General features: G+C 62.1%; 33 protein-coding genes, 1 tRNA gene, 1 pseudogene and 1 riboswitch. Of the genes and pseudogenes, 20 read left to right on the top strand and 15 right to left on the bottom strand.

Annotated elements, in window-relative coordinates:
- Positions 1–6: 6 nt before the first annotated feature.
- A tRNA-Gln gene (locus NKJ01_RS14865) sits at positions 7–80 on the bottom strand.
- Between the two features lie 80 nt (positions 81–160).
- A complete protein-coding gene (locus tag NKJ01_RS14870; RefSeq protein ID WP_023761039.1) occupies positions 161–454 on the bottom strand; it encodes a hypothetical protein in 294 nt (97 codons plus the stop codon).
- Between the two features lie 171 nt (positions 455–625).
- Between NKJ01_RS14870 and NKJ01_RS14875 the strand changes: the two genes are divergently transcribed.
- Positions 626–766, top strand: a complete 141-nt coding sequence (locus NKJ01_RS14875; protein ID WP_352728939.1) for a hypothetical protein — start codon at positions 626–628, stop codon at positions 764–766.
- Positions 766–1830, top strand: a complete 1065-nt coding sequence (locus tag NKJ01_RS14880) for a sensor histidine kinase (RefSeq protein ID WP_352728941.1) — start codon at positions 766–768, stop codon at positions 1828–1830. The genes NKJ01_RS14875 and NKJ01_RS14880 overlap by 1 nt, the downstream gene beginning before the upstream one ends.
- 16 nt (positions 1831–1846) lie before the next feature.
- On the opposite strand, the gene NKJ01_RS14885 is transcribed toward NKJ01_RS14880, so the two are convergent.
- Together NKJ01_RS14885 and NKJ01_RS14890 are read right to left on the bottom strand one after the other, a co-directional pair.
- On the bottom strand, positions 1847–2170 hold the full coding sequence (locus NKJ01_RS14885) for a hypothetical protein (RefSeq protein ID WP_352728943.1): 324 nt from the start codon (positions 2168–2170) through the stop codon (positions 1847–1849).
- Positions 2097–2633, bottom strand: coding sequence for an alpha/beta fold hydrolase (locus tag NKJ01_RS14890; RefSeq protein WP_352729073.1), 537 nt, complete (start codon positions 2631–2633; stop codon positions 2097–2099). The genes NKJ01_RS14885 and NKJ01_RS14890 overlap by 74 nt, the downstream gene beginning before the upstream one ends.
- Between NKJ01_RS14890 and NKJ01_RS14895 the strand changes: the two genes are divergently transcribed.
- Positions 2529–2852, top strand: coding sequence for a hypothetical protein (locus NKJ01_RS14895; RefSeq protein WP_352729079.1), 324 nt, complete (start codon positions 2529–2531; stop codon positions 2850–2852). The two genes, NKJ01_RS14890 and NKJ01_RS14895, sit on opposite strands and share 105 nt — an antisense overlap.
- Before the next feature lie 45 nt (positions 2853–2897).
- Positions 2898–3212, top strand: coding sequence for a hypothetical protein (locus tag NKJ01_RS14900; protein WP_352728945.1), 315 nt, complete (start codon positions 2898–2900; stop codon positions 3210–3212).
- A 106-nt stretch (positions 3213–3318) separates the two neighbouring features.
- On the opposite strand, the gene NKJ01_RS14905 is transcribed toward NKJ01_RS14900, so the two are convergent.
- From NKJ01_RS14905 to NKJ01_RS14920, 4 genes are all read right to left on the bottom strand, one after another.
- The gene (locus NKJ01_RS14905) at positions 3319–3564 is read right to left on the bottom strand and encodes a DUF982 domain-containing protein (RefSeq protein ID WP_352728946.1); all 246 of its coding nucleotides are present in this window, start codon (positions 3562–3564) and stop codon (positions 3319–3321) included.
- Between the two features lie 13 nt (positions 3565–3577).
- On the bottom strand, positions 3578–3814 hold the full coding sequence (locus NKJ01_RS14910) for a DUF982 domain-containing protein (protein WP_352601994.1): 237 nt from the start codon (positions 3812–3814) through the stop codon (positions 3578–3580).
- A gap of 143 nt (positions 3815–3957) precedes the next feature.
- The gene (locus NKJ01_RS14915; RefSeq protein ID WP_352728948.1) at positions 3958–4401 is read right to left on the bottom strand and encodes a GFA family protein; all 444 of its coding nucleotides are present in this window, start codon (positions 4399–4401) and stop codon (positions 3958–3960) included.
- A 99-nt stretch (positions 4402–4500) separates the two neighbouring features.
- Positions 4501–4680, bottom strand: a complete 180-nt coding sequence (locus tag NKJ01_RS14920) for a DUF3606 domain-containing protein (RefSeq protein ID WP_023761031.1) — start codon at positions 4678–4680, stop codon at positions 4501–4503.
- Positions 4681–4936: 256 nt separating this feature from the next.
- On the opposite strand from NKJ01_RS14920, the gene NKJ01_RS14925 reads away from it, so the two are divergent.
- Positions 4937–5383 carry a DoxX family protein gene (locus NKJ01_RS14925; protein WP_352728950.1) on the top strand — a complete coding sequence of 149 codons (447 nt, stop codon included), beginning with the start codon at positions 4937–4939 and terminating at the stop codon, positions 5381–5383.
- Positions 5384–5392: 9 nt separating this feature from the next.
- Here the strand turns inward: NKJ01_RS14925 and NKJ01_RS14930 are convergent, their stop codons facing one another.
- Both NKJ01_RS14930 and NKJ01_RS14935 read right to left on the bottom strand, forming a co-directional pair.
- Positions 5393–5698 (bottom strand): hypothetical protein, encoded by a 306-nt coding sequence (locus tag NKJ01_RS14930; protein WP_352728952.1) that lies wholly within the window; start codon positions 5696–5698, stop codon positions 5393–5395.
- A 103-nt stretch (positions 5699–5801) separates the two neighbouring features.
- A complete protein-coding gene (locus NKJ01_RS14935; protein ID WP_352728954.1) occupies positions 5802–6071 on the bottom strand; it encodes a hypothetical protein in 270 nt (89 codons plus the stop codon).
- A gap of 205 nt (positions 6072–6276) precedes the next feature.
- Between NKJ01_RS14935 and NKJ01_RS14940 the strand changes: the two genes are divergently transcribed.
- From NKJ01_RS14940 to NKJ01_RS14965, 6 genes are all read left to right on the top strand, one after another.
- The gene (locus NKJ01_RS14940; RefSeq protein ID WP_352728956.1) at positions 6277–8610 is read left to right on the top strand and encodes a right-handed parallel beta-helix repeat-containing protein; all 2334 of its coding nucleotides are present in this window, start codon (positions 6277–6279) and stop codon (positions 8608–8610) included.
- A gap of 38 nt (positions 8611–8648) precedes the next feature.
- The gene (locus tag NKJ01_RS14945; protein WP_352728958.1) at positions 8649–9935 is read left to right on the top strand and encodes a hypothetical protein; all 1287 of its coding nucleotides are present in this window, start codon (positions 8649–8651) and stop codon (positions 9933–9935) included.
- 704 nt (positions 9936–10639) lie between these two features.
- Positions 10640–11359, top strand: coding sequence for a glycoside hydrolase family 108 protein (locus NKJ01_RS14950; RefSeq protein WP_352728960.1), 720 nt, complete (start codon positions 10640–10642; stop codon positions 11357–11359).
- Positions 11359–11577, top strand: a complete 219-nt coding sequence (locus tag NKJ01_RS14955) for a hypothetical protein (protein WP_023761024.1) — start codon at positions 11359–11361, stop codon at positions 11575–11577. Before NKJ01_RS14950 ends, NKJ01_RS14955 begins: the two co-directional genes overlap by 1 nt.
- Position 11578: 1 nt before the next feature.
- On the top strand, positions 11579–11806 hold the full coding sequence (locus tag NKJ01_RS14960) for a hypothetical protein (RefSeq protein ID WP_352601980.1): 228 nt from the start codon (positions 11579–11581) through the stop codon (positions 11804–11806).
- 169 nt (positions 11807–11975) lie between these two features.
- Positions 11976–12299, top strand: a complete 324-nt coding sequence (locus tag NKJ01_RS14965; RefSeq protein WP_023761022.1) for a hypothetical protein — start codon at positions 11976–11978, stop codon at positions 12297–12299.
- Positions 12300–12501: 202 nt separating this feature from the next.
- On the opposite strand, the gene NKJ01_RS14970 is transcribed toward NKJ01_RS14965, so the two are convergent.
- Positions 12502–13209: a hypothetical protein gene (locus NKJ01_RS14970; protein ID WP_352601978.1), complete on the bottom strand. Its 708-nt coding sequence runs from the start codon at positions 13207–13209 to the stop codon at positions 12502–12504.
- Between the two features lie 160 nt (positions 13210–13369).
- Between NKJ01_RS14970 and NKJ01_RS14975 the strand changes: the two genes are divergently transcribed.
- Both NKJ01_RS14975 and msrA read left to right on the top strand, forming a co-directional pair.
- Complete coding sequence (locus NKJ01_RS14975; RefSeq protein ID WP_352728963.1) at positions 13370–14914, top strand: glycosyltransferase family 39 protein; 1545 nt, start codon at positions 13370–13372, stop codon at positions 14912–14914.
- Positions 14915–15045: 131 nt separating this feature from the next.
- Positions 15046–15564, top strand: a complete 519-nt coding sequence (gene msrA, locus NKJ01_RS14980) for a peptide-methionine (S)-S-oxide reductase MsrA (protein WP_352601975.1) — start codon at positions 15046–15048, stop codon at positions 15562–15564.
- Between the two features lie 356 nt (positions 15565–15920).
- Here the strand turns inward: msrA and NKJ01_RS14985 are convergent, their stop codons facing one another.
- Positions 15921–16256, bottom strand: a complete 336-nt coding sequence (locus tag NKJ01_RS14985) for a hypothetical protein (protein WP_023761017.1) — start codon at positions 16254–16256, stop codon at positions 15921–15923.
- A 218-nt stretch (positions 16257–16474) separates the two neighbouring features.
- Positions 16475–16588, top strand: a riboswitch (TPP riboswitch).
- Between NKJ01_RS14985 and NKJ01_RS14990 the strand changes: the two genes are divergently transcribed.
- The 5 genes and pseudogenes from NKJ01_RS14990 to NKJ01_RS15010 all read left to right on the top strand — a co-directional run bounded on the left by NKJ01_RS14990 (position 16579) and on the right by NKJ01_RS15010 (position 19810).
- Positions 16579–17187, top strand: coding sequence for a YkoF family thiamine/hydroxymethylpyrimidine-binding protein (locus NKJ01_RS14990; protein ID WP_352601973.1), 609 nt, complete (start codon positions 16579–16581; stop codon positions 17185–17187). (Overlaps the previous riboswitch by 10 nt.)
- 14 nt (positions 17188–17201) lie before the next feature.
- Positions 17202–18032 carry an ABC transporter permease gene (locus NKJ01_RS14995; protein ID WP_352728966.1) on the top strand — a complete coding sequence of 277 codons (831 nt, stop codon included), beginning with the start codon at positions 17202–17204 and terminating at the stop codon, positions 18030–18032.
- A pseudogene (locus NKJ01_RS15000) lies at positions 18029–18540 on the top strand (ATP-binding cassette domain-containing protein). Before NKJ01_RS14995 ends, NKJ01_RS15000 begins: the two are co-directional and overlap by 4 nt.
- Before the next feature lie 9 nt (positions 18541–18549).
- Entirely contained in the window at positions 18550–18795 is a 246-nt protein-coding gene (locus tag NKJ01_RS15005) for a hypothetical protein (RefSeq protein ID WP_352728967.1), read from the top strand.
- Positions 18788–19810 carry an ABC transporter substrate-binding protein gene (locus NKJ01_RS15010; RefSeq protein WP_352728969.1) on the top strand — a complete coding sequence of 341 codons (1023 nt, stop codon included), beginning with the start codon at positions 18788–18790 and terminating at the stop codon, positions 19808–19810. Before NKJ01_RS15005 ends, NKJ01_RS15010 begins: the two co-directional genes overlap by 8 nt.
- 105 nt (positions 19811–19915) lie before the next feature.
- Here NKJ01_RS15010 and NKJ01_RS15015 read toward each other — a convergent pair whose 3' ends face one another.
- Positions 19916–20695, bottom strand: coding sequence for a hypothetical protein (locus NKJ01_RS15015; RefSeq protein WP_352728971.1), 780 nt, complete (start codon positions 20693–20695; stop codon positions 19916–19918).
- 23 nt (positions 20696–20718) lie between these two features.
- Positions 20719–22206 (bottom strand): tetratricopeptide repeat protein, encoded by a 1488-nt coding sequence (locus NKJ01_RS15020; protein WP_352728973.1) that lies wholly within the window; start codon positions 22204–22206, stop codon positions 20719–20721.
- A 322-nt stretch (positions 22207–22528) separates the two neighbouring features.
- Here NKJ01_RS15020 and NKJ01_RS15025 point away from each other — a divergent pair, with 322 nt between their 5' ends.
- Positions 22529–23164, top strand: a complete 636-nt coding sequence (locus NKJ01_RS15025) for a methyltransferase family protein (RefSeq protein WP_352601965.1) — start codon at positions 22529–22531, stop codon at positions 23162–23164.
- 411 nt (positions 23165–23575) lie between these two features.
- Here NKJ01_RS15025 and NKJ01_RS15030 read toward each other — a convergent pair whose 3' ends face one another.
- Entirely contained in the window at positions 23576–23833 is a 258-nt protein-coding gene (locus tag NKJ01_RS15030) for a hypothetical protein (protein WP_352601963.1), read from the bottom strand.
- A 74-nt stretch (positions 23834–23907) separates the two neighbouring features.
- On the opposite strand from NKJ01_RS15030, the gene NKJ01_RS15035 reads away from it, so the two are divergent.
- Positions 23908–24177, top strand: a complete 270-nt coding sequence (locus NKJ01_RS15035) for a DUF982 domain-containing protein (RefSeq protein ID WP_023761008.1) — start codon at positions 23908–23910, stop codon at positions 24175–24177.
- Positions 24178–24333: the final 156 nt, after the last annotated feature.

Here is a 24333-nt window from a genome sequence, read left to right on the forward strand (position 1 = left end):
AATTGCTGGTTCCCGCTCATGGGCTCGAACCACGATTCACGCCTTCAAAGGGCGCTGTCCTACCATTAGACGAAGCGGGAAGATGCAATTGCCCTAACACCCGTAGCCGGTTCGCGCGCCGGGATCAACGCAGTGCTGCGGCAAAGGCGCGTGGCTGGCATCAGTTCGGGAAGTTGTTGACAGGCTCCTCACAGCGGTAGACCGGGCAGCCGCCGTCACGGGTCGGGACATAGGCCGACATCGGCACCTCTGGCCAGTCGCATTCGTTGCCGAACTGCCTGACATAGCGGTCATAGGTGTCGGGGCCGGTGGTCAGCACCACGGCTCGATGGGTCTGGATCAGTTGCTGGAGCTGATCGCAACTCATCGTGCGGGTATCCGGCCGGGCCTCGGCGAGGCCGGTCGCGGCGAGCAGGATCGCTGCCGTCATCAAGGCAATTTGGCGCATCGGCATGGCGGTTCCCTCAAGCTGACGTGTCACGTGAACTGATGTATCAGGCGAAACTCGCATTTCGGCCCGAAGTTCCGCAACAGCCAACTGGCCGCTTCGTTGCGGCGCAACCAAACGGGGCGTCGTGGGCGGGGATGGACGGCCGCGGCCGGCGTCGTCGTCTTGGCGGGGTCGTTGGAGACCGCCGCCAATCCGCTGACGGAAACAGAATCTTGCGCGGCGATTGCAACCAAATCGGACCGCCGCGCATTGCTGGCGCTGGTGGAACCTGTCCAATGGGCGAGAAAGCTGCGCAAGGAGGGGATGGGATATTGATGGAATTGGCGAGCCTTGAGGCGTCGACCAATGTCAGCGCCGACGCACGGCTGGCTGCCATCGTCGATTCCTCCTTCGATGCCATCATCAGCAAGGATCTGAACAGTATCATCACCAGTTGGAACGGGGCGGCGCAGCGCATGTTCGGCTACGCTGCCGAGGAGGCTGTCGGCCGGTCGATGCTGATGCTCGTTCCCGATCATCTCAAGGATGAGGAGGCCGACATCATCGGCCGGGTTGGCAACGGCGAAATCGTGGCCAGCTATGAGACGATCCGGCGACGCAAGGATGGCGGATTCATTGCCGTCTCGCTCACCGTCTCGCCGATCAGGAACGCATCAGGCGATATCATCGGTGCTTCGAAGATCGCCCGCGACATCACCGCGACCAGGGAGAGCGAGCGCAGAATCCGGCTTTTGCTGCGAGAGGTGAACCATCGCGTCAAGAACCAGTTCGCGGTGATCCTCTCGATGATCAGGGAGACGAGCAAACGCTCGACTGATCCGCGCGAGTTCGAAGAGCTGATCCGCTCCCGCATCATGGCGCTGTCGCGGTCGCACGACCTGCTGGTGAACTCGGATTGGGCGGGTGCCAGCCTCTTCGACCTCGTCCAGGAGCAGCTCAAGCCATTCGGCCGCGAGGAACAGGTATCGCTCTCCGGACCGCTTTTGACCCTGCAGCCGAACGCCGTGCAAAATCTCGGCATGGCATTTCATGAGCTCGGCACCAACTCTTCCAAATATGGCGCGCTGGCGTGCGGTGCCGGGCGGCTGGAGATTTCCTGGCAGATCGCCAATGGTGTTTCGGGAAGGCGGGAAATCCATCTAGCCTGGGACGAGACGATGCCGGAGCAAGGGGAGCGGCGGGACGAAAGCACACGCAAGGGCTTCGGCACCGTCGTGCTGCAACGGGTCGCTCCGCAGTCGCTGAACGGCTCGGCGGTCCTGAAGCGGAGCCCGGGCCATCTCAGCTGGTCGCTGACGGCGCCGCTGGAATCGATCATCGTTCCGCAACTCGGCGCCGAAATCGCTGCTGCCGACAGCGAGCCGTCTTTCCGCCCTTGAGGTCTATTCGGCCATTTCACCCGCTACGATCTGTCCGGACTGGCTCACCGAAGAAGCCAGCGAGCGCCTCGGCGGTCTGTGCCGGGTTCGCCTCGGGAAAGAAATGTCCACCCGGCATCGCCTGGCCGCGCACGTCATCGGCCCAGCCGCGCCACAGTGCCAGCGGCCCGCCTTCACCGGCATACCACTCCGCGAGGGCGCCCTGGCCGCTCCACAGCGCCAGCAGCGGGCAGCGGATGCGCCGGCCGGTGGCCTTGTCCGACCGGTCATGCTCGCGGTCGAGCGTGGCCGCTGCCCGATATTCCTCGCAGATGGCATGGATGTGGGATGGCGCGTGCAAGGCATCGATATAGGCCTGCCGCACCTCGGGTGGAAACACCGAAGGCGACGAGTCCCAGCCACTGAGTGCATTGTCGACGATCGCCTCGGCGGCAGCTGCCAGGATCTTTTCCGGCAACGGCTCGGGCTGCGCCAGCAACGACCATGGCCAGTAGCCCAGCGCCAGCCTGTCGTCGGCCCGATCCCAGGCATCGGCCGTGGCCACGATGTCGAGCACGGCAAGCCGGTCGATAATCGAGCGCCATCCGGTAGGCGACACGGCCGCCGCGATCATGGCCGGCGACCATGAAGCTTGAGAAACCGAGCCTTGCCATCAGCGCCACCATGTCGGCGGCCATGGCGCGCTTGGCATAGGGCGCGTGATCCGCAGCCGACGCCGGACAGGAACTGCCGCCATAGCCGCGCAGATCGGCGCAGACGACGCTGAACCGGCTGGCCAGCGTGGGCGCAATGTCGCGCCACATCAGATGCGTTTGCGGAAAGCCGTGCAGCAACAGCAGCGGCGGCCCGCTGCCGGCACGCAGCGAGAATATGACGGCGTCGCCGGTGTCGATTTTCGTACTTTGAAAATCATCGAACATGGTCGCCTCCGGCACGCGCAACGGCCGGCGAACGGGTTTGGTTGCAACGCAACCCGGGCGGAAGCGGCCAACCTTTTTCCTCGACGGGCGTTGTTCCTGTGAAGGGAAGGCCGCCGCGGGCAGCCGTCACAGGAAAGGAGGCCCGGGATGAGAATTCTCGCCATCATACCATGCGGCCTGATGCTGGCGCTGGCGGCGCCGGCGGCTGCCCAGACCGACCAGCAGAACGACAGCACAGTGCCGCAGGCCGACAAGTGCCGCGCGCAGCCGGAGCAAGGTGCAAAACAGCAGCCCGGGCAGCAGCCCGACAGCGGCAATCTGACTGAGAAGCTCAGCGATTGCGGCGGTGTGCTGAAACCGCCCCCCACAGGTGATCAGGGAATGGCCGCGCCGGCGCCCGACGAAGGCAAGACGCCGGTGATCAAGCCCGGCGAAGTGCCGCCCCAGCCGCCGAAGCAATAGACGCAGGGCCCGTTATCGTCGGGCGGCAACTCGTCTGGGGTTCGAGACCTCTCGTCCGGTCGTACAAGGCGACCCTTTCCGTCGGTCCGTCGGCCCCAACACATTCTTACCGCACAATCACGCCGGCGTGGCTGCAGAGCGCAGCGAACGCTTCCTGCGCCTGGGCAGCACTTGCCTTGTCTTCCATCGCTGCCTCGACCTGTTCGCGCGCCGCCTGATAAAACGGACCACGCATGGCCTGCGGCCAGTCGATCAGGATTTCGCTGGCATCCCTGACCGTCGTGACGTCGCGGATCGTGTCCGAGCCATGTGCCTTGATCCGCATCGGCGTGGGCAGCATCAAGTCGGCCATGTCTTGTTCCCCGTCACTGGAGGAGTTTTGCTTCGCGCGCGGCGTCGATCATCGCCCGCATCGCCTTTTCCGGCGGCGTCCAGCCGTCCAGCGCGTCGCGACAGCTGCGCAGGGCCGCCCTGTAGCGCTGGCCCTGGCCAGCCGGCCAGTCGCCGAGACATTCCAGGCCCTCCCAGGCGCTGCGGACGACGCGCTCATCCTCGGGGGCGAATTTCAGCCGGATCGGCCGGGGAAACATCTTGTCGTTCAACGGGTCGTCTCCATGACTGATGCCAAACGCATGCCCGCGGGCTTGGGCCGAGGCTGCGCAGCGATTTGGGACAACGACATGCACAAAAGAGGCGCCGGATAACGTCGGCGACAGGGGAGGGTTCCCTCGCGAAGGATTAAATTTCACTCGCCCGCATCGACGTCCGACAGCGATCTTGGCGCCGGCGCCTCGGCGGCGTGCGCCGTCGGCCGGTCATGCTCGAACTGTTCAGTGCCGGGCAAGGCATGCAGCCAGGCTTCACGCCTCGAGGTCCACAATTCATATTCGGGCGCGAGATCGGTCGGCGCGACGTCGAGGCTGCCGAGCGCCACCTCGGCCTCGGTGTCGTCGACCCAGGCAACGCGGCCGCCGCAGGTCGGGCAAAAGCTGCGCGTGCCGTAGGAGCTGATGAGGCCGGTGGTCTCGAAGGCTTCGCGCGGCCAGACGGCAAAGGCGGAATAGGCCGAGCCGCCGGCCTTGCGGCAATCCTTGCAATGGCAAAGGCCAACGCGCAGCGGCGGTCCGCTGACCGAGAACTGCACGCCACCGCACAGGCAACTGCCGGTCCTGCGTATGCTGTCGGACATGGTCGTGGCCTCCATCCTTGTCAGCCTGCGAGCTGCCGGGCCGGGCGGGATGGGCTCATCCATCAGAGACGATCCCCACCCCGGTCGTCGCGCCAGGCTCTAGCCGCGCGCCGCCATATGGGCGTCGAGCTTCTTGCGCGATGGCCCGTAGCGCTTGATGATGGTCTGCGCCTCGCTTGGCGGAATACCGTATTTTCGGGCAAAGGCAGCGACCTCGTAGGTCTCGTCGCTCGAGACCAGCTTGCGGTCCTGTTTGGTCTTCGACTTGTCGTCAGCCATGTCGGTCTCGCTTTCTGTTGTCGGGAACATGCAGCCGTCGGCGCACGATCCCGCGATTAACAGGACATAACACAGATCGGCGCCGCGGGTTCCGCAACCACGACAATAAGCCTGGGTGGTTCCGGCACGGTCATGGATTCAAGGAGGCACTCCGGATAAAGCGGGTTTCCAGACAAAAATCTGCTCCGGGGGTGTCGGACCGGGCGTCGGTCGCGCGTCCTTGGGTCGGAACCCATTGCAAACCTGGAGAACGACCATGCCGTCGCAAATCACACAGTCGCAAATCATCACACAGTCGCCGTGGCAGACCACGGCGCTTCTCATCGCCCGCCTGATCTTCGCTGGCGTCTTCCTGATGGCCGTAAGCTTCAAGTTCATGGGCATGGAAGCGACCGCCGGCTACATCGCCGCGGCCGGCTTTCCGTTTCCACTGTTACTGGCCTGGTGCGCGGCGATCCTGGAAGTCGCCCTGGTGCTGTGTTTCCTGACCGGTGCCTTCTTCTCGCAGGCGGCCCTGATCGCCGCCGCCTATGTGCTGTTCCTCGGCCTTGCCTTCCACGGACCCAGCCACTGGGCCGGAAACCAGGCCGAGTTCGGCTTCTTCGTCGACCATTTTTCGTTCCTGGCCGGACTGCTGTTTGCCGCCGTGCATGGGCCGGGCAAGGTGCTTTCGCTCGACCTGGGATGGTCGGGCAGGGCTTGAGGCGAGGGATCACAGCTGGTCGTTGTAGGGTTCCTTTATCTTGCCGACCATGCGGGCCAGCTTCGAAAAGGAGGGCATGTCGACCTCCGGCTGGCACTGATTGGCGAGTTCCAGCAGCCGGAGTGGAAAGTTGATGGCGTCGCGGCTGGACGCGGAAATGGCTTCGGATCGCTCCTGGCTGGTTTCGCAGGCCTCGGCCTTGCGCAAGGCGAGGTCTATTTCCTCTGCCGTCAGCACCCCCTTTTGAACCAGGAGTCGGTTGATCGATGCGACGGCCATCAGCAGGCCCTCAAGTTGCAGATTGGCGACATTCATGGCGATTGCTCCTGTGACTACGATCGAAACGCGCGAGCGCCGTTTTCGCTCCGGACGCGGCGGATTGCCCGCCGGAATGACCAGCAAGCCGGAGCCAAACGGCCTATTCCTGCGTCAGGCGCTCGCCATACTCACGCCACAGCGCCTTCACCTCCAGGCCGCCGAGGCGCGCGATGGAAGGATCGCCGCAGCTGATGGCGACGGCGCTGATGTCGTATTGGGGGTAGGCGTGGGCGACGAAGCGGATCGCCTCGCCAAGCGAACGCACGCGGATGACCGGATCGGCCTGGCCCTGGCCAGTGCTGCGCACGCCGGAAACCGTGGCCGGTGCATGCCGCATCCTGAACACGGATGCCATGGCTGGTCTGTCCATCGTCCTCTCCCATTAGGCCGTGCGACGGGAATCATTCCATGAGCGTCGTCTAATGATTCCACACCCGCTGGCTCATGGCCAGCCGGCCGGTGAAAACGGGAATTGCTGGCGCCGGTCGGGTAGCGGCTTCGACCGATATAGGAATTTTTTCTCAGAATTCTGTTGACGGGGTGAGGGCAGCTTTGCCTTCCAGACGCTGAACCCCGTGATCGGCACCGAAGACATTGTCCTGTCGTTCTACCAGTCCGACGACACGGTCAGGGATATTCGGGAAGCCGCGCAAGACATCATCGACCAGGCCCAGGCAGCGGCCAATGTCGCGGCCGAAGCGATGACCACGGTAATTGATCCCCAATTCGCCACGCTCGCCGCCGCCCAGGCGTTTTCCCCGCCGATCGCCCCGACCTACATCCGCACCGCGTTCTACGACAGCCATCAGGTGGCAGGCAGTGGCGCTGTCTACCGCAAGAACGGAACCACGGCCGGGGATCTGGTGATCATGTTGAGCGATGGCGTGACGAAGGCGGGGTATGGGCTGGCCTCAATTCCCGTGGCCGCATCCATGCTTGGCGCGCGCGGTGGCGGCGCGAACGCCACGGCCGCTATCGAGTCGCTGCTCTCGGTCAGCTATCCGCACGTGCTGATTGACGGCTCGTACCAGACCGATGGCAACCATGTCATTTCGACGGCGAAGAAGCGCGTCGAATGCCTGGGTGGCTCTGCCCTTATCCTGCGCGCTCCGGCCACCACGGTCACCCGCCATTATCCCGTGATCGACATCGCTGCCGATGATGTCCAGGTTGACGGGGATCTGACGATAGATGGCGGATCGCACGCCGGGTACGAGGCTTCCATAGGCATCCGTGCTGGCCTTTCGACAGGAGCGCGCAGGAAGCGACCGACGATTCGCGGCATCAAGGTGCGCAATCTTGGGCTTGCGGGCGTCATGGCGCTCTGTGTTGACAGCCCAACGATCGAGGACATTGACGGTTACAACATCGTGTCGCCAACCGGCGGCGAGTTTGGCGATACCGTTTACGTCGCTGGTGTCCGCAGGCCGATCGTGCGCAACATCCGGTCGGCAAAATGCAAGCGCGACGGCGTCGTGTTGACGTATGCGGGAAACCTCAACACCACCGACATGTTGGTAGACGGTGTTTTCGCCGATGCGCATCTCGATAGTCCCTCTGCCGGTGTCTGGGTGGAAATGACGGGCGCGCGAGATCCACGAGGAATCATCACCAATGTGGTGGCGAATGACTGTCTGGTTGGCGTCGCAGCGACCGACGCCAACAGCGAAGTGCTCATCTCGAACGTCAAGGCGATCGGCAATAGGCTTTCTGGCAGTTCTGCCGGCAATGTATACGGCGTTCAAATCCAATCGGGCCGGCTCGATAACTTGTATATCGACCGCTACAACACAGCCCTGCAATTGGAGCCAAACGGCGAATACCAACTCGCTCTTAGCTCGCAGGTCGGATCGTTTGCGACTGGCGAGACCGTCTTCGGCGGCGCCTCTGGCTCGACCGGGACCCTGCGGTTCCAACATGTTGAAATTGTCGTAACCGGTTCAACTGTCGACTATGAACTCGGCGAGACGGTAACCGGTGGTACGTCCGGTGCGACAGGCACCGTGACCGATTTCTTCGCCAATCTGCTGAGAGTCTTGCCGGTGACCGGGACATTCCAGGCTGCTGAAACAATCACTGGCGGCTCCTCGACGATTGCGAAAACGGCAAGTAGCGTGACCCGACGCATCTATGTGCGCGGTTCGGCCGGCATCTTCTCAACTGGCGAGACGATAACGGGCGGCGTGTCCGGCGCCACGGCCACAGTCGCCGCTCCATACCAGACGCCGCTTGCGATCGGCCCAGGCACCGTGATGAACTGCTCGACCGACGCCATAGTGGTGGCGAATTGCGTCACGCCAGCGAGCCTTAGCCTGACGGGCATCAGGGGCAACACCCAGTCGCATGGCATCCGGTTCAACCTTTCCGCCGGCCAACGGCTGCGCAAGGTCAGTCTAAAGGACATCGCGCTGAAGAACTCGACTTCAGTTGGCATTGCCTTTCGGGTGACCACCGGCGGCGTAATTGACGAAATGCTCGTTGATGGTTTTGACATGTCGGAATGGGTAGGCGACGGTACTGGCAGTTCCATCACGGCCGGCATCGTGACCCGGTTCGTCGGTGGCGATAACCCCGGCCTGCACGGGACGTCGAGTGTGCCAATCAACCTGACCCTCAACACAATCCTGTTCGGCCTGCATAACCGCGCCTTCTGCCATAACAACGGCGCCGGCGCAGCGCGGACCCACACGCTGCCGCCGGCCGCACCGGGTTTACGGATCGGCTTTGCTGATGTGCACTCGACCCATGTCATGAATCTCGATCCCAACGGCACGGACACGATCAAGGGTGGCGGTGCAGGAAAATATCTCATCCTCGATCCCGGTGAGCGAGTGACCTTGGAGGCCTACGCGTTGGGATTGTGGGTTGTCAGTTCGGCAATCGGCTGGTCAGGGGATTTCGAGCCCTAGAAAATTGCGACTCGATAGTCCTGATGTTATCAGGAGCCATGTTCTTTTTGCTGTGGGTAACGGTTATCGCGACGACAATACTTTTGCTGACCAGATTCCCCACAGTTTCGGCGATCTGGATCGGCTTCGTCGGTCTTTGCGCCTATAGCATTCCGGCATTGCTCGGCATAACTCGGCCGGTTTTATCTGGCAAGATGTCGGCATACTACGCCCCGACCTCTGATGCGGCCACACTGGTGATGGCTGTAGCGTGGCTCGGCTTTGCGCTTTCCCTTCTTGTCGCTGATACAAGCGGGTATGCGCTGAGGCAGCCGACGATCCGGGCAATCCCACATCCAGTCTATTTGAACCGCTTTCTGTTGGCGGCGCTCGGGCTTGTTGTGCTTTGCTACAGTTCATTAGCATACAAGTCCGGTAATTTCCTATGGCTGCTCGATCCTCGGGCGGAAATCAGCTCCTACATCGGCGCTGACTGGCTTCTCTGGAAATGGTCGATTGCGCTTGGCTTCCTGATAGGGTGGTATTTTCAGGTGCCTTGGGCCAGAAATGTCTTCTCGTGTCTGCTCGCGCTGATCGTTGTCGGCGCTGATCGCACTACCCCTGTCATCACCCTAGTCTCTCTAGGCATCGCGCTCATGTGGGGCCGGCCAGCGATCAGGACGTTCTTTTCCGGGAAATCGATAACCGCCGCCGGAGCAGTTTTAGCCGTTATTTTCTATGCCAAACCTTTCTACGTGTCCTTGAAGTCTGACCAGTCCTTCAGCGACATTCTCGCATCGACAGACGCCATGTCTTTGCAGGCCGGATGGGAGGCCTTCGGCACTCATGAATTGCTTGAAAAAGTCGTCGCCTTGAACGTTTCATATCCGCTTTGGAGTACGACGCGGGATTGCCTCGCGCAGTTTCTGCTGGTGCCGTCCTATTTCGGGTTTGGAAGCGGCGGCTTTAATGAGCTCTTGCAGCAGCAGGTTTTTTCCCAGGCGACCTACGGACTAGCCTCCAATTTATGGGCGCACTGCTGGGCGATGGGCGGGCTTCTTGGTGTCCTGATCGGGGGAGGGATTTATGGTGCCAGCATCCTGTTTTTGAACAATTCGATAGTTCGTAGCAGGGGTATGATGTTTTTTCTCTTCCTTCTAGGGGCGGCCACTATCGGGGTGTACGCCCACAGGAACAGTCCCGAGAATATTCTTGCGCTGATCCGACCGATCGTCATCGTGTTTTTCACGATTCAGGTGATGGCTATCGTAACCACTCTGCAAGTGCGATCTCGGCGCATGATCCCTGTTAGAGATCGCCATTCTCCTACGCCACGTGGGCCTTAACCACCGCCCGGGGTTGCGATCACTAAACCTTTATAAACGCGATTGTTCCTGCAGCGCGGCCAAACTCTATAAATCCGCACGTGGTTATGTTTTGGTTCAACTCAAGCGCTTCAGCATGGCTTGCGAGGCGGCTCCAACACTTTCGTGCTCGATGCGTGCGGATCGTCATTGCCGCCCAGAAAGTACCAAGGAGCGGCCACGTTGCTGAGGCACAAAGTGCCACTGAAATCGGAAGCACAAGGAACCCGACTCAAACGAACCCATCCAGCGAAGTTCGAATTTGAGACCGCGTAAACTGCCGCCTGTCCGATCGAAACGGCAGCAGAAATCGTTCCCAACGCGATGAACCAGGCTGCGAAAAGCCGGTCCGTCGGCCTTGAGTAGATAGCTGTGGCCGAGGCGCGTAGCGCGAGAACAACAAGCGCGAATGATATTGTTGCCGCACTGAGCCAGGAACCCAGTGGATTGCGTTCGGCCGATCGCAGGTGTCGGTGATCGCACCTCGACGTTGTCCGTCATCTTGCCCTCTCTCCACAAGATCTGTGTGCTGAGCAAGAACACCATGGCCCTGCCCACCGGCATGGCTGCGCCAATCAAATCCGTGATGCTCCAGCCCATCGCTCGCCGGGACATGTCGCGAGCAGATTGAACCATCGTGTCCATCCTCCCAGCCTAGCAAAACCGATCCGAAAGGAAACATAACCATGGACCGCAACTTCGCGCGGGCGCTTGCGCTCGTTCTGAAATCTGAAGGGCTCTGGTCGGACAATCCAGCCGATCCAGGTGGCGCCACCATGAAGGGGGTGACGCTCGCCAATTTCCGCCGCTACGTGAAGGCCGACGCGACGAAGGCGGACCTCCGCAGCATCGGCGACGCGCAGGTTGCCACGATCTACCGCCGTTTCTACTGGGACGCCGTGCTCGGCGCCGAACTGCCCGATGGCGTCGACTTTGCGGTGTTAGATTTCGCGGTGAACAGCGGGCCTGGCCGGGCGGCGAAATACCTGCAGGCGGCGGTGGGCGTTGCCCAGGACGGCCGGATCGGACCGGCGACCATCGCGGCAGTAGAGGCAAAACCGGCCGGCGTCATCATCGATGCGATCTGCGATGCGCGGCTGGCGTCTCTCAAACGGCTGCCGACATGGGCAACGTTCGGGCGCGGCTGGTCCGATCGGGTGAGGTCGGTGCGGGTTCAGGCCTTGCTGATGTCGCCGCAACATGCCGCGGTGGCCGCGCCGGCGTCTGTCCCGCAACCGCCCAAAGCCGAAACCACCGCTACCGAGGCGCAGACGAACCAGCCGGTGCCTCGGGCACCGCCATCCGGCGGCAAGACGGCTGCGGCGGCCGGTATTCTCGTGCTCATGGCCGCAGCGCTGGCGGCGTTCCGGCATCACCTCACCGGTTTTTTCGGGAGCCTCTTTTGATGACATGGTTCAACACCAACGCCTTACACAATCTCCTCAACACGCTGATCGCCATCATCTGCGGCGGCGCCCTTGCCGGCTTCGACTGGACGATGTTCGGGGTGAGCGACCGCGCCGCGCTTCAGATCAGCGGCACTATCGCCCTTGCCAAGATCATCATCAACGCGGTGCGCGACGGTCCGCGCGGCATGATCGTGCCGCCGGCCAAGGAGACATGAGATGGGAACGCTCGCACTGCTTGGCCAGGTCTGGCCATATCTCCTTGCAACGTGTGCAGCGCTCGCCGGTCTCTGGACGGCCTACGCTAAGGGCAAGGCCAACCAGAAGGCCAGGCAAGATGCCGCCGACGCCGCGGCTCGCTCCGAAGCCCAGAAGATCGATGATGCCGTTGCCGGCCGGACGCCGGACGACAACCGGAGGAGGCTGGGCAAATGGTCAAAATCCTAGCGCTTTCCCTCACGCTGGCCGGCTGCACCACATCGGGCGGGTCATTCTGCGCGGCCGAGCATCCCATCCGGCCGACACAGGCAGAGGTGGCGACCCTATCCGACGCGTCGGCAGCGGCGATCCTGGCTCATAACGAAAAGGGTCAGAAGCTCTGTGGATGGAGGCCGTGATGCACGAAATTTTCGACCTGCTTGGCATCAAGGGACCGGTCGTGGCGGCTGGCCTTGCCGGCGGCGTTCTGCGCGCGCTCTCGCGGCATCGCTACAAATTGCGCGAAATGATAGCCTCGCCAATCTGTGGCGCCTTGGCGGCGGCATATCTGACGCTGCCGGCGGTGTCCTACGCCAGGATCACCGGCCTGCCGATGCCGGATCCCGTCGACGACACCACCACACTGGCAGCGGCCTTCCTGATCGGCGTCTGCGCCATGTGGATCTCGGACGTCCTGTTCGAGTTTGTCGCGAGGCGATTCAAGCCGCCGTCAGATGAGTAGCTGCTGGCTCCGGTCGGCGTTGTCTGTTGGCATCTGCTTGACAGCATGCCCGAGACACTTTCGGCATGAAGCCGCGCCGAAAGAGCCGCCAGACGCGGTATAGTCCTCATTCCACGATTGCCATTTTTGCCCGCCTCGGCTCGCGCCGGGGCGGCCTTTTTGCGTTTCGGCCCGATGCAGCGGCGACTCGGATTGGCAAGCCTCAAGCCAGGATGTTGACCGCGCGTGCCGCGACCAGCGCGATGGTCAGCAGCGAGATCATGGATTCCGCCATCATCAACAGCTTGGCGCGCTGGGAGAGTGGCAACGTATCGGTGGGCGAAAACGCTGTCGCATTGGTGAAGGCAAGGAAGAAATAGTCGACGAAGCCGGGCAGCCAATCGCGAAGGTCACGGTCGTTCAGCGTCATCTGTGCGAACAGGAAGTCGGCCTGCGCGAGCTTGACGAGCCCGCAGGTCGGCGGTCCACCGCGATCGGTGCTCCAGAACCACAAGGCAAAGACGATGACGTTGGTGACCCATATGTTGAGCGCATCGATCAGCAGCGTCGTGCCGCTGTTGCCGGCATGGCCCTCCAGCAAGGCACGCACCAGCAAGAACAGCGAACCACAATTCATGAGGCTGATGATGGCGGTCATGGTTAGCGCGGTTCTGCGGATCATGATGCGAAACTGGCCGATCGCATGCCACTCGTGATCATCGACCGCCTTTCGGGTGGCGGCCTGTGTCCAGGCCGTGGCCACCGACAAGGGCAGCAGCAGGGCGGCCTCCAGCACCGGCGCCAGCCAGCGCGGCCCAAATGAGAGGTTGTTGATGACCAGAAGCTGCAGGCAGATGATAACCAGAACGGCCGCGCGCGCCATCCAGAAGTCGAGCGCACGGTAGTGGATGACGGCGTGGTGATGGCGCATTGGGATCCGGATTTTTCAGAGAGAGGAGCGCCGATACTCCTGCTCGATATTGGTGCTGCAATGGCACATAGCTATACTTTTTTGTAAGCTTCGACGTTTGGGCTGTTCGTCAAACCGGACTATGTGATCTAAGCGCCGCATGGCGGGGATAGATGGATCCATGGACGACTGGGTACCGGCGGGATTGGTTGCCGCCGGCATCGATTCCCCATCGGTTTTGTCCAGTCTAACCCGTCGTCCCTTGTATTTGCTGGCGATTTTGTGCGTGATGCAGATATTCTGCTGGACGGTGGCGCCCGCACTTGTCAACGTCTCACCGCCCAACGATGTCGTCGAAGGCTTCATGTGGGGCCGCGAATGGGTGCTGTTGAGCTACAAGCATCCACAGCTTCCCGCATGGCTGCTCGAGACCAGCCATCTTCTGACCGGATCGTTCCGCTGGCCGCAATATTTCCTGGCCCAACTGACGATCTCGGCGACTTTCGTCCTGGTCTATCTACTGGCCCGTGACCTGATAGGGCAGAAGCGTGCGCTGGCTGCCGTGCTTTTGATGCCGTCTCTCTATTTCTTCGGCTGGCCGACCCCGCAGTTCAATCATGACTACGCGCAGATGCCCTTCTGGGCCGCTATCTGCTGGCTGTTGTGGCGTGCAGGGCGTGGTGGTGGGCCGGGCTGGTGGCTTGCGCTCGGACTCGTATCGGGCGTCGGGCTCTACGCCAAGTTTTCCACCGCTCTGCTGTTGCTGTTCGGCGCGATTTGGCTGTTGTCCGACCCGCGGGCACGCAGTCGGCTCGCCACGCCTTGGCCATGGCTTGGCCTTGTGGTTTTCGTCGCTGTCGCTGCGCCGCTGGCCGTCGAACTCAACCGCGTCGATTTCCTGCCGCTGACCTATGCCGCCTGGCGCGATCAGTGGGTGCTGGCCCATCGCTCCCGCTTCTATTATATCGGCGTCCAGATGGCCGGGCTCTGCGGCTTTGTTCTGGTGCTGGCGATATCAGGGCTGCTGCGGCGCTCGGCGGCGCCGCAAGAGCCCGTTGGGCGCGGTATTCTCGTTTACCTCTTGTGGATGGGGCTTGGCCCGGCGCTCCTCGTCATGGTGGCGTCCCTGTTCACCGGGGCAGGCGAGGCCTGGGGCGCGCCGATGTACAATCTTGCTGGCGTTGTGGCGCTTGCCTTGCTGGGCCACCGCCTCGGCACCGTCGAGATGCGAAAGCTGGCGATCTGCGCGTTCGTCTGCATCATCGGCATATCTGGTGCTTATGCGGGGATCCGCTGGACGAAATGCAATTTGCGTGGACGGATGGACGCCGTCTGTTGGCCGGCGCAGAAGATATCGGATGAGGCCGAGGTCGTCTGGCACGCGGCCGCGCCCGGTCGGCTCGACATCGTCGGCGGCCATCCCCTTATCGCGTCGCTGGCGGGCCTCAACGCCTATGACAAGCCGTCGATCTTCACAGACCTGAACATGCAGTATGCCCCCTGGATCACCAAGGATCGGCTGCGCGACCACGGCATACTGCTGGTCTGGCCTGGGCGCGACGTGCCACCTCGACTGCAGGTGTGGGTGGGCAACGTCCCGGTCAAAACCGTTCTTTTCGACTGGTCGCTCAGGGCGCCGCCGGTGGTGGTCAGCTTTGCCGCCATTCCGCCCGGCGCGCCGCAGTTGGCGAATGCGATCGACAGCCTCGCCCAAACGAGCAACTGAAGCAGGTCGGCGGTCCGCTGGACGGAGCAAGAGACAATGCCCATTTATGGGAGATCCAAGTTGATTTTGCGCAATTCCAGACGGAAAATCGCTACACGCTTTTCGTGGAATTGCTTTTGAGGAGACGTGATATGGCGACTTCGACCGAACGTGCAGTTCTTGCCGGCGGCTGTTTCTGGGGCATGCAGGATTTAATACGGCGCTATCCCGGCGTCATCTCCACCCGTGTCGGCTATAGCGGCGGCGACGTGCCCAATGCCACCTATCGCAACCACGGCACCCACGCCGAAGCCATCGAGATCAATTTCGACCCGGCCATCATCAGCTATCGCACGCTGCTGGAGCGCTTTTTCCAGATCCATGATCCGACGACCCGCAACCGGCAGGGCAACGATGTCGGGCTGAGTTACCGCTCGGCGATCTATTACACCAGCGACGAACAGAAGCGCGTCGCCGAGGACACTATCGCCGATGTCGATGCCTCGGGTCTGTGGCCGGGCAAGGTCGTCACCGAAGTGGCGCCGGTCGGTCCCTTCTGGGAAGCCGAGCCTGAGCATCAGGACTATCTGGAGAAATATCCCAACGGCTACACCTGCCACTTCGTCAGGCCGGGCTGGAAGCTGCCGGTTCGCGAAAAGGCTGTTTCGTAGACTTCACAACCGGCGACTGTGCCGGCTCGACGAGACCGTCGAGCGGCTTCGTCGCAGGCCAAGCCCTTTCAGGTCACTGCGCCTTGTCACCTCGGTGCAGCCGTCGAGCGCCTGATATCAAGGACTGCGCCATCTTAGCACGCCACGTGGCAAATCAAGCGCGGCTAGGAACACGCTGCGGGGGGTAACGCCTGCTGCGTTGGGTATGACGTTGACCCTTGGCGGCTGCGAGACCGCGCCCCGCTTGAAAAGATCGATAATGCCAGCTTGGCCTTGTTTAGGAGTGCCCGGTTCCGCGGGCGCCCAAAAAAGCCGCGGAGCATGCGCTCGCGGCTTCCTCGGTTGCCGGCAATGGCCTACTTACCGCAGTGGTTATCGTTGACCGTCGGCACAGAGGTGCCCGGCGAGGTGTGGGTGGCGTCAGGCTGCGCGCCCTGCGGGCCGGCCGGGCAATTTCGATCTGCGTTCGAATTCATGTCGCCGGGCATGCCGGTCGTGCTGTTGGTTATGCCGAGGTCGACAGTACCGGGCCTAACCGTATTCGGCGAAGCCGGGGTGTTCGGCTCCACAGTCACCGACTTCCCGCTGCCGGCGCCATCGCCACTTGCGTTATTGCTGCCGGCACTTTGCGCCATGGCTGACATGGCCAGACCAATCGTGAGAGCCGAAGCTGCGAGGATTTTCATGAACATGGTTTGTCTCCATTTCTGTGAACTCGTCGCTTGTTTCTACGAAGGTGATCGCATTTGCGACTATGGGGACAACCGGTCGCGGCAGCGAAGGTTCCCGATAAAATTTCGCTCCAGAAACATCGGCGTCTTCGACCCAAGAACCACGCCTGGCGCAATGCTTTTTGGTGCAGCGCGCTGAAAAAATGGCTTTCACTTCGGTTTGATTGGTGCTTTAACCCGCGCATCCACAGGGGTGCTCCGTACGGTCGGGGCTGAGACGGGGGCGGCAAGCCCACAGACCCTAAAAGCTGATCTGGGTAATACCAGCGGAGCGAGGCGGGCCATGTTTTCAGGCGCACAGATTTCCCTATATCCCATGGCCGACGATTTCGTCGGCGTCATCCTTGGCGCGCTGGGCGCGCTCGGTCCCTATCGCGACAAGCTCCGGATCGAGACCGACGACATCTCGACCCTGCTGGTCGGGCCACCCGAGGTGCTGTTTCCAGCCATGCGCGACCTCTTCGTGGCGGCGGCGCGCAGCGGTAAACATTGCGTGCTGTCAGCCACCATCTCACGCGGCTGCCCGGGCGAGCCGGACGATCCGATCTGCCGCTCCGATGCCCTTGGCGGACCGGTCGGGCCACTCGGCCCGCGCAGGGATGCGGCCATCGCGGCGGTGCGCGGCGCGGCTTCGACTGGCCAGCCGGCGGCAGCGCAGTTCTCGCTCTATGTGATGGGCACCGACGACCATATGGATGAGATCTACGGCTGCATCGATTTTCTCAAGCAGTCGGGCGTCTATGAGCGCTCCAAGCATTTCTGCACGAAATTGCGCGGTGATGCGGGCGCGATCTTTTCGGCGCTTGACGCGGCCTTCTGCCGCTTCGGACCGGGTGCCGGCCACGTAACCCTCGACGTCACGGTTTCAGCCAACAGCCCGTCGGCCGTCTGAAACAGCCGCCGCCTATGCGAGGCCGTCAAAGGTTACCTGCCGTGGTCCCATCCCCAGTTTCTTCGCGCCCGATCGCGAGCCTTCTTGTCAAGGCGGTACCGGTGACGATGTCGGTCGGACTGCTCCTGCTGGCCTGGGAGCTTTATGCCATCTATTCCGGCATCAAGCCGACGACACTGCCGGCGCCGTCACGCGTCCTTGAGCAAGCGATGCTCAATCGCGAGGCGTTGATCGACAACGCCGCTCCGACCATCCGCGCCACGCTGCTTGGCTTTGCCTGTTCGCTCAGCGTCGCCTTTGCGCTATCGATACTTGTCGACTTTTTCCAGCCGCTGCGCCGCGCGCTGTTTCCCGTCTTCATCTTCAGCCAGACATTGCCGCTGGTGGCGATCGCGCCGCTGGTGGTGCTGTGGTTTGGCTTCGGACTGGCGCCCAAGATCATGCTGGTGGCGCTGGTCACCTTCTTTCCGATGCTGGTGGCATTGGTCGAGGGTTACGAGTCGACCGAGGCCGAGATCGGCCAGATGCTGCACGCCATGGGGGCAGGGCGCTGGCGCATCTTCGTGCTGGCGCGGCTGCCTTCGGCGCTGCCTTACTTCTTTGCTGGCCTGAGGATCTCCATCACCTATGCCGTGGTCGGCGCTATCTTCGCCGAATATGCGGGTGCGGCGAAGGGCTTGGGCATCTATATGCTCAACGCCAAGAACGATTTCCGCCCCGACCTGGTGCTGGCCGCTGTCGGCGTCAGCGCAGCGCTTACGCTTGCCCTGTTCGGGTTGACCGTACTGTTGCAGCGCATTGCCATGCCTTGGGAGGGCAAGCAAACCGCAGGGAAGCGGCGATGAGCCGGCTCGAACTGCGGCATGTGCGCAAGGCGTTCGGTGGGCTCGACGTGCTGGCCGATATTTCGCTGAGTGTCGGCGCTGGTGAGTTCGTCTCGGTGCTTGGGCCCTCAGGCGCCGGCAAGTCGACGCTGTTCCAGCTTCTGACCGGCGCCGAGCACGGCGAGGGCGAGATGTTGTTCGACGGCGCGCCCTCGATGACCACGGCAGGCATTTCGCCTTCATGCCGCAACGCGACGCGCTGATGCCGTGGCGACGCATTCTCGACAACACGACGCTGGGGCTCGAAGTGCAGGGCATCGGGCGCAAGGCGGCGCGGGCACGTGTTGCGCCGCTGTTTGCCGAGTTCGGGCTTGCTGGCTTCGAGCGGCATTTTCCTGCTCAGCTGTCCGGCGGCATGCGCCAGCGTACGGCCCTGCTGCGCACGGTGGTGCAGGAGCGCGACATGCTTTTGCTCGACGAGCCTTTCGGCGCGCTCGACGCGCTCACGCGCACCGCGATGCAGCGCTGACTTGAGCGGATGTGGCGGGATCACGGCTGGACGGCGCTCCTGATCACCCATGATGTGCGCGAAGCCGTGTTCCTGTCCGACCGCATCTATGTGCTGTCGGCGCGCCCGGCCTGCATCGTGCGCGAAATCAAGGTGCCGCTGCCGCGACCGCGCAGCCTCGGCGGCGATGCTGCGCGCCAGGCAAGTGCGCTCGAGGCCGAGATCCTCGACATCATCCTCAACCCCAACCCATCCAAAGGAAATGACCATGATTGACTTGACGCGCCGGCAGGCTCTGCTGCTGACCCTTGCCACCGGCCTTCCGCTGTTTGCCGGATCGGGGCGAGCCCGGGCACAATCGGCGGCGCAAAAGGTTACCGTCGCACTCGACTGGACGGTCAACACCAATCACATCGGCCTGTTCGTCGCCCGCGACAAGGGGTTCTATTCCGAAGCTGGACTCGAGGTCGGGATCCTGCCTTACAGCGATGCCGGTGCTGGCACGCTGGTCGCCAACCGCGTCGCCGATTTCGGCATCAACGGCACGATCAGCCTGTTCACCCAGAAAGCCGCCGGGGCCGACCTGAAGGGCGTCTACGCGGTGGTGCAATCCGAAACCGGCCGCGTGGTTTTCAACGCGGCTCGCAGCGAGATCAAAAGCCCGCGGAATCTCGACGGCCTGACCTATGGCGGCTTCGGCAGCGCCTGGGAAAACGCACTAATCGGCACGATCATCCGGCACGACGGCGGCAAAGGCAATTTCGAGACGGTGACGCTGGGTACCTCAGCCTATGAGGCGCTGGCCAACGGTTCGGTCGACTTCACGCTCGAAGTGTCGACCTGGGAAGGCGTTGATGCCGAGTTGAAAGGTATCAAGCAGCGCAGTTTCGTCTATGCCGATTACGGCGTGCCCGATGAGCACACGACACTGATCTCTTCGAGCGAAGCCTATCTCGAGGCAAATCCGAAACCTGCTGCCGCCTTCGTCCAGGCAACGCGGCGCGGTTACCAGTTCGCGGTTGATCATCGCGAGGAGGCGGCAGCCCTATTGGTCGCCGCCAACAAGGATACGCTGACCAACCCGGCACTGATCGAGGCTTCACTGAAGATGCTGGTCGACGGCCATTATCTGCGGAGCCAAAGCGGCGCCATCGGGACGATGGATACGGCCAAGATGGAAGCGATCGGCGACTACCTCTTCGCGTCCGGAATCCTGCGCGATGCCAATGGCAAAGTTCTGACGCAACGCCCTGATTTCGCGAAGTATTTCAGCAATTCAGCTCTGGGGTAGGGAGCCAATCGGCTCTCGACCTTCGAGGAAATGGCTGGCCAGCCAAGAAGCTCACGAGGTGCGGCAGCTTTACGTCAGACCCACAGATCAGCAGACCCGACCGATTCAATTCCGGACGATCTCATAGAGCAGAGTGGTTTTGATGTGTCGCCCGGGTTCACCCTGCAGCGGCAGGGCGGCTGCGTAGAGTTTTGCTACGGCTGGGCAGAGACCTTCGAATTCCCGGCTCATATTGGCAATGGCAGTCATCTCGGCGGGAGTGCCGCCAGCGTTGATGAAAGCGTCGGCCAGCAGCGACCAGTCTCCGTCGCTGGCAGCGGCGGCCGGCAGACTGCCATTCTTCGCTGCGCCGAAAGCGTGGAACAGGGTGGCGCCGACCTTGTCCATGTCGATCAGGAAATCCTGGTCCGGCGTGCCGAGTGCATCCGGCCCTTCACGAAGGTAGTTGTTGCAGATGGCAGCGGTTTCCCGCGCCATGACATGGTTGAGCATATCCGATTGTGCACGCAGCGCTTCGGCGGCTTTGCCGTCCGGAGCCGAGGACAGCAGGGATGCGTATCTTCGCCTGAGATCGGCGACAGCCATCCTGCTCGCATTTCGCACCTGATCGACATTTCCAAGTCTGGCCACGGCCGTGATTTTTTCCACGACGACGTCGTAGTCGTCTGGAAACTCCTGCTTGATTGCCTTGAAAATCTGGCTTCCTTGGCTTTCAATCTGTTCGCTTACCTGAGCTGTGGTCAGCATTTGTGGATCGGGCGAACCCGCCACTGTCTGGTAAAGATATTTGCCGCCGGCAAAGCCGAGCGCCCAGGGCAATACCTTTATCGCAACAAACGACAAAGCGGCGACCGCCGCCACGCTAAAGCCTTTCCAACGTCCCATCCACCGGCCCTCCCTGAACCTGTCTAGTTCGCGCCGAGGGTCCGCGCCTTCTTGCGGTCGGCTTCGGCGCGCTTGTGATTGTCCTTGGCCTCCCACGCAACGGGTTCGACTGGCCGGACCCTGTCGTCTGCGGCCTGTTCGTTGCAGGTACCTGTCCGTTTCGGATCGAGCTTGATTGCCTGTCTGCAGTCGGCAGCGGCAATCACGTAGTCTCCTACAGACGCCCTGGCCAGGGCGCGATCGTAATAGGCTTCGGCATTGTTGGGATCGAGCCCGATTACAAAGCTGAACGAGTCTATCGCGCCTCCGACATAGCCTTGAATCTGCTGGTTCAACCCCCGTTGCAGATTCCAGGCGATAGCCGCTGAATTGTCCTGCTGGGGAGCGGCCATAGATGCATCCGCAGACGGAGCTTCACCGCCTGTCACCTGCTCGTTGCAGGCGCCGGACCGTTGTGGTTCGAGTTCCATGGCTTTTCGGCAGTCGGCCGTCGCGCGGTCACGATCGCCTTTGCGGGTCAATGCGAGCGCGCGGCCGAAATAGGCGGCAGCATCCTTCGCGTTGAGGTCGATCACCTTATCGAAATCAGCTATGGCGCGATCATTGCCGCCTGTATTCGTCCAGGCGACGGCCCTGTTGTAGTAGCCGTCCGCGCTGTCGGGGGCGAGCCCAATCGCCCGATTGGCATCGGCAACTGCGCGCGGCCAGTCGCTCTTGCCAATCCAGGCAGCGCTTCGATTGGCGTAGGCGTCGACGCTTTCCGGATCGAGGCTGATGGCATGGTCGAAATCAGCTATCGCAAGGTCGTAGTCGCCTTTGGAAGCGTGGGCGATGCCTCTGTTGACATACACTGCGGCGCCTTGTGGATCGAGGCGGATCGCCTCGTCATATTCGGTGATAGCCCTGTCGTGGTCGCCCTTGCGTTGCCAGGTGGCGCCGAGACTGTTGCGCGCATTGTGGTTTTGCGGATCGACAGTGAGCGCCTGCTCGAAATCGATAATAGCCGCGTCGGTCTTGCCTTTGCGAAAGAAGGCCAGGCCACGGCTGTAGTAGGCGTCGCCGGAGCCAGGCTCGAGGCTGATTGTGACATTGAAGTCAGCGATGGCGCGGTCGTTTTCCCCCTTGTTGTACCAGGCAGCCCCGCGATTGAAGTAGGCCGAGACATCTCTGGCATCGAGCATGATCGCTTCGCTGTAGTCGGCGATCGACCGGTCGTAATCATGCTTGTCGTCCCAGGCGAGGCCGCGACGGAAATAGGCGATGACACGGTTCCGCGACGGTGCCGTCTTGTCATCGGCAATCGGCGTGCAGGCGGCGATGAGCTGATCGGCACCGACCTTGCGGTCGCTGAAGCAGACAGCGTAATCCTTGCCGGTGGCGAGGGCGGATGTGTTCAGGATAAGGAGGACGACAAGGCTTTCCAGCGACAAGCGCACCCATGGAAGGGCTGTCGTCAGCGCAAATAATCCGCTTACGGCGGCAGCCAGCCCCGCACCTTTCCAACGCGCCATTTCGCTGGCCCCCCGAACACCCGCTTCAGCGGTGACCTGCCTAGTGTTCGTCATTTGTTCCAAAAATGCAAGCAGAAATTGCAGAGCGGAATGGATCAGACCTGCCTGCCGCCATGGTGCCGGCCCGACTTCTTGCGAGCCGCTAGGGCGCGCTTCGCGCTGCATCCTCGGTGCGTCATATCCCGTTTAGTGCTGATCTGATCTTGTTGATTAACCGCCCGGCAATGGTTGCGTGCAAAGGTTGCCCCGAGGGATCATTGGGGTGCTTGCCTTGCTCATATCAAAAAGCGAAACCCTTTCGCACATCAATGACGACAGGATCTTGTCCGCGGCCCGGAAGCGCGAAATCCTGGTCGATTTGCGGGAGGGTTTCTTTCGGATCTGCGCGCTGGCTTTCGCGGGGATGTTCGTCTACCGTGGCGTGTATCACCTCATGCTCGACCCGACCCGCCTCAACGTGGCGCTGGTGGCGATTTCCGAGGTTCTGACTTTTACCTGGCTGCTTCTGTCGCGGCGACCGCAGGTTCGCGACTGGAACCCGCTCACGGCAGTTGTCTCCGTGATCGCCAGCTTCGGTGTCGGCTTCATCGACCTGGAGCCCGGGGCAGCCATCATCCCGGTCTATGCCGCCGCGCCGCTGCAAGCCCTGGCGTTGGGGTTCGTGATCTGGGGAAAGATATCTCTGGGGCGTTCGTTTGCCATTCTGCCGGGCAATCGCGGTGTGATGACCGGTGGTGCCTACCGTCTGGTGCGGCACCCGATTTATGCCGGCTACCTTGCCGGCCATGTCCTGTTCCTGTTGTCCGCCTTTTCCTTCTACAATCTCGCCGTCTACGCCGTGATCACCTTCTTCCAGGTGCATCGCATCCTGCGCGAAGAGGCGCTGCTGGCCGCCACGCCGGAGTACCGGGACTATATGAAGCGCGTCCACTACAGGCTGTTCTACGGGATCGCCTGATAGGCAGGCCTATCGGCTGCGATCACAGCCATTATGCGTTGCCCTGGGCGTCATCCATGGGCGCAGCCGCAATCGTCGGAGTAGAGCGTCAGTCATCAAGAGCGATCGCGATCTCGTGACCGCCTTGATGCCGGCACGCACCCGATTGTGATGTGCCACGATCCGTTTGTGATCCGGCTCGTTTGGGAATTTTCGTAAAGTAATCGCGGTCCACACCCCCCGTGGAAACAAGAGGAGAGGGTCCCACACCTTGTCCTCCTCCAAGGCCCGCCCCGGTTCGCCCGTGGCGGGCTTTTGCTTGGCGGCCGAAGAGCCGCTTGCGTCAAGCGTCAAGGAGGGCAACGGTTTTCCGGGGAACGTCACTCCTAGCCGCCGGACGCTTGGTTCGGGTCAGGTACTGGCGCCGATCGATTACTCCATGTCAGGCACATCGCCGCTGACGAAGAGCGTGTTCGGCGGGCCATATTCGCCCAGCGTCGGATCGGCCTCGCGGCTCCAGGCGATGACGCCGGCATGCTTTGCCGCCAGAGCCCTGGCGGTGCGTATGGCGCGATCCTTGCTCTGCTGGTCGGCGGGTCCAAAGGCTGGAAACAAGTCGTCGTCCTCGCCGCGATCGAATGCGACGACGACGATCAGCCTGGGATTTTTCTGGCCACTGGAATCGGACATCTTGCACCTTTGGCGCGAAACCTATCACAATACAGGGGATTGGGTCGGCACGTTCGATTCCGGGAGGTGGGGTGGTGCAAGACCAGCGTTTCGATGAGCCGGTCCGGATTGCGCTCGGCCGATCGCGAAATTCGATCTTCAACGTGGAGCGGGTCGCCCAGGCTGCCGACATATTGATGAACCGCTGGCCGGTTGCAACCGGGCAACGGCACATGGTTGCTCGCAAGGTCTGCCTGGCCGTGCTTGAGGGGAAGAAAGAAGCCTCGGCGGCACGGGCGGCATTCATCAACGCCGCGATCGAGGCGGATATCCTCGTTGAGCCCCGTGAAGTGTCGATACCGTAACGGTTCCGGCCAGGATTGAATCAAGAACCAGCGCTATCCTCTTGATGGTGGTCGGCCTTCGCAGTCCGTATGCCCGCCCGTCGTCGGCGCTTTTGTAGGCGTTCCTCCAACATCCGCGCCCGTTTGCTCGTCCTCAGGTCACGTTGACACGGCGTC

Source organism: Mesorhizobium sp. M0276 (genome assembly GCF_040321755.1).
Classification (GTDB): Bacteria; Pseudomonadota; Alphaproteobacteria; order Rhizobiales; family Rhizobiaceae; genus Mesorhizobium.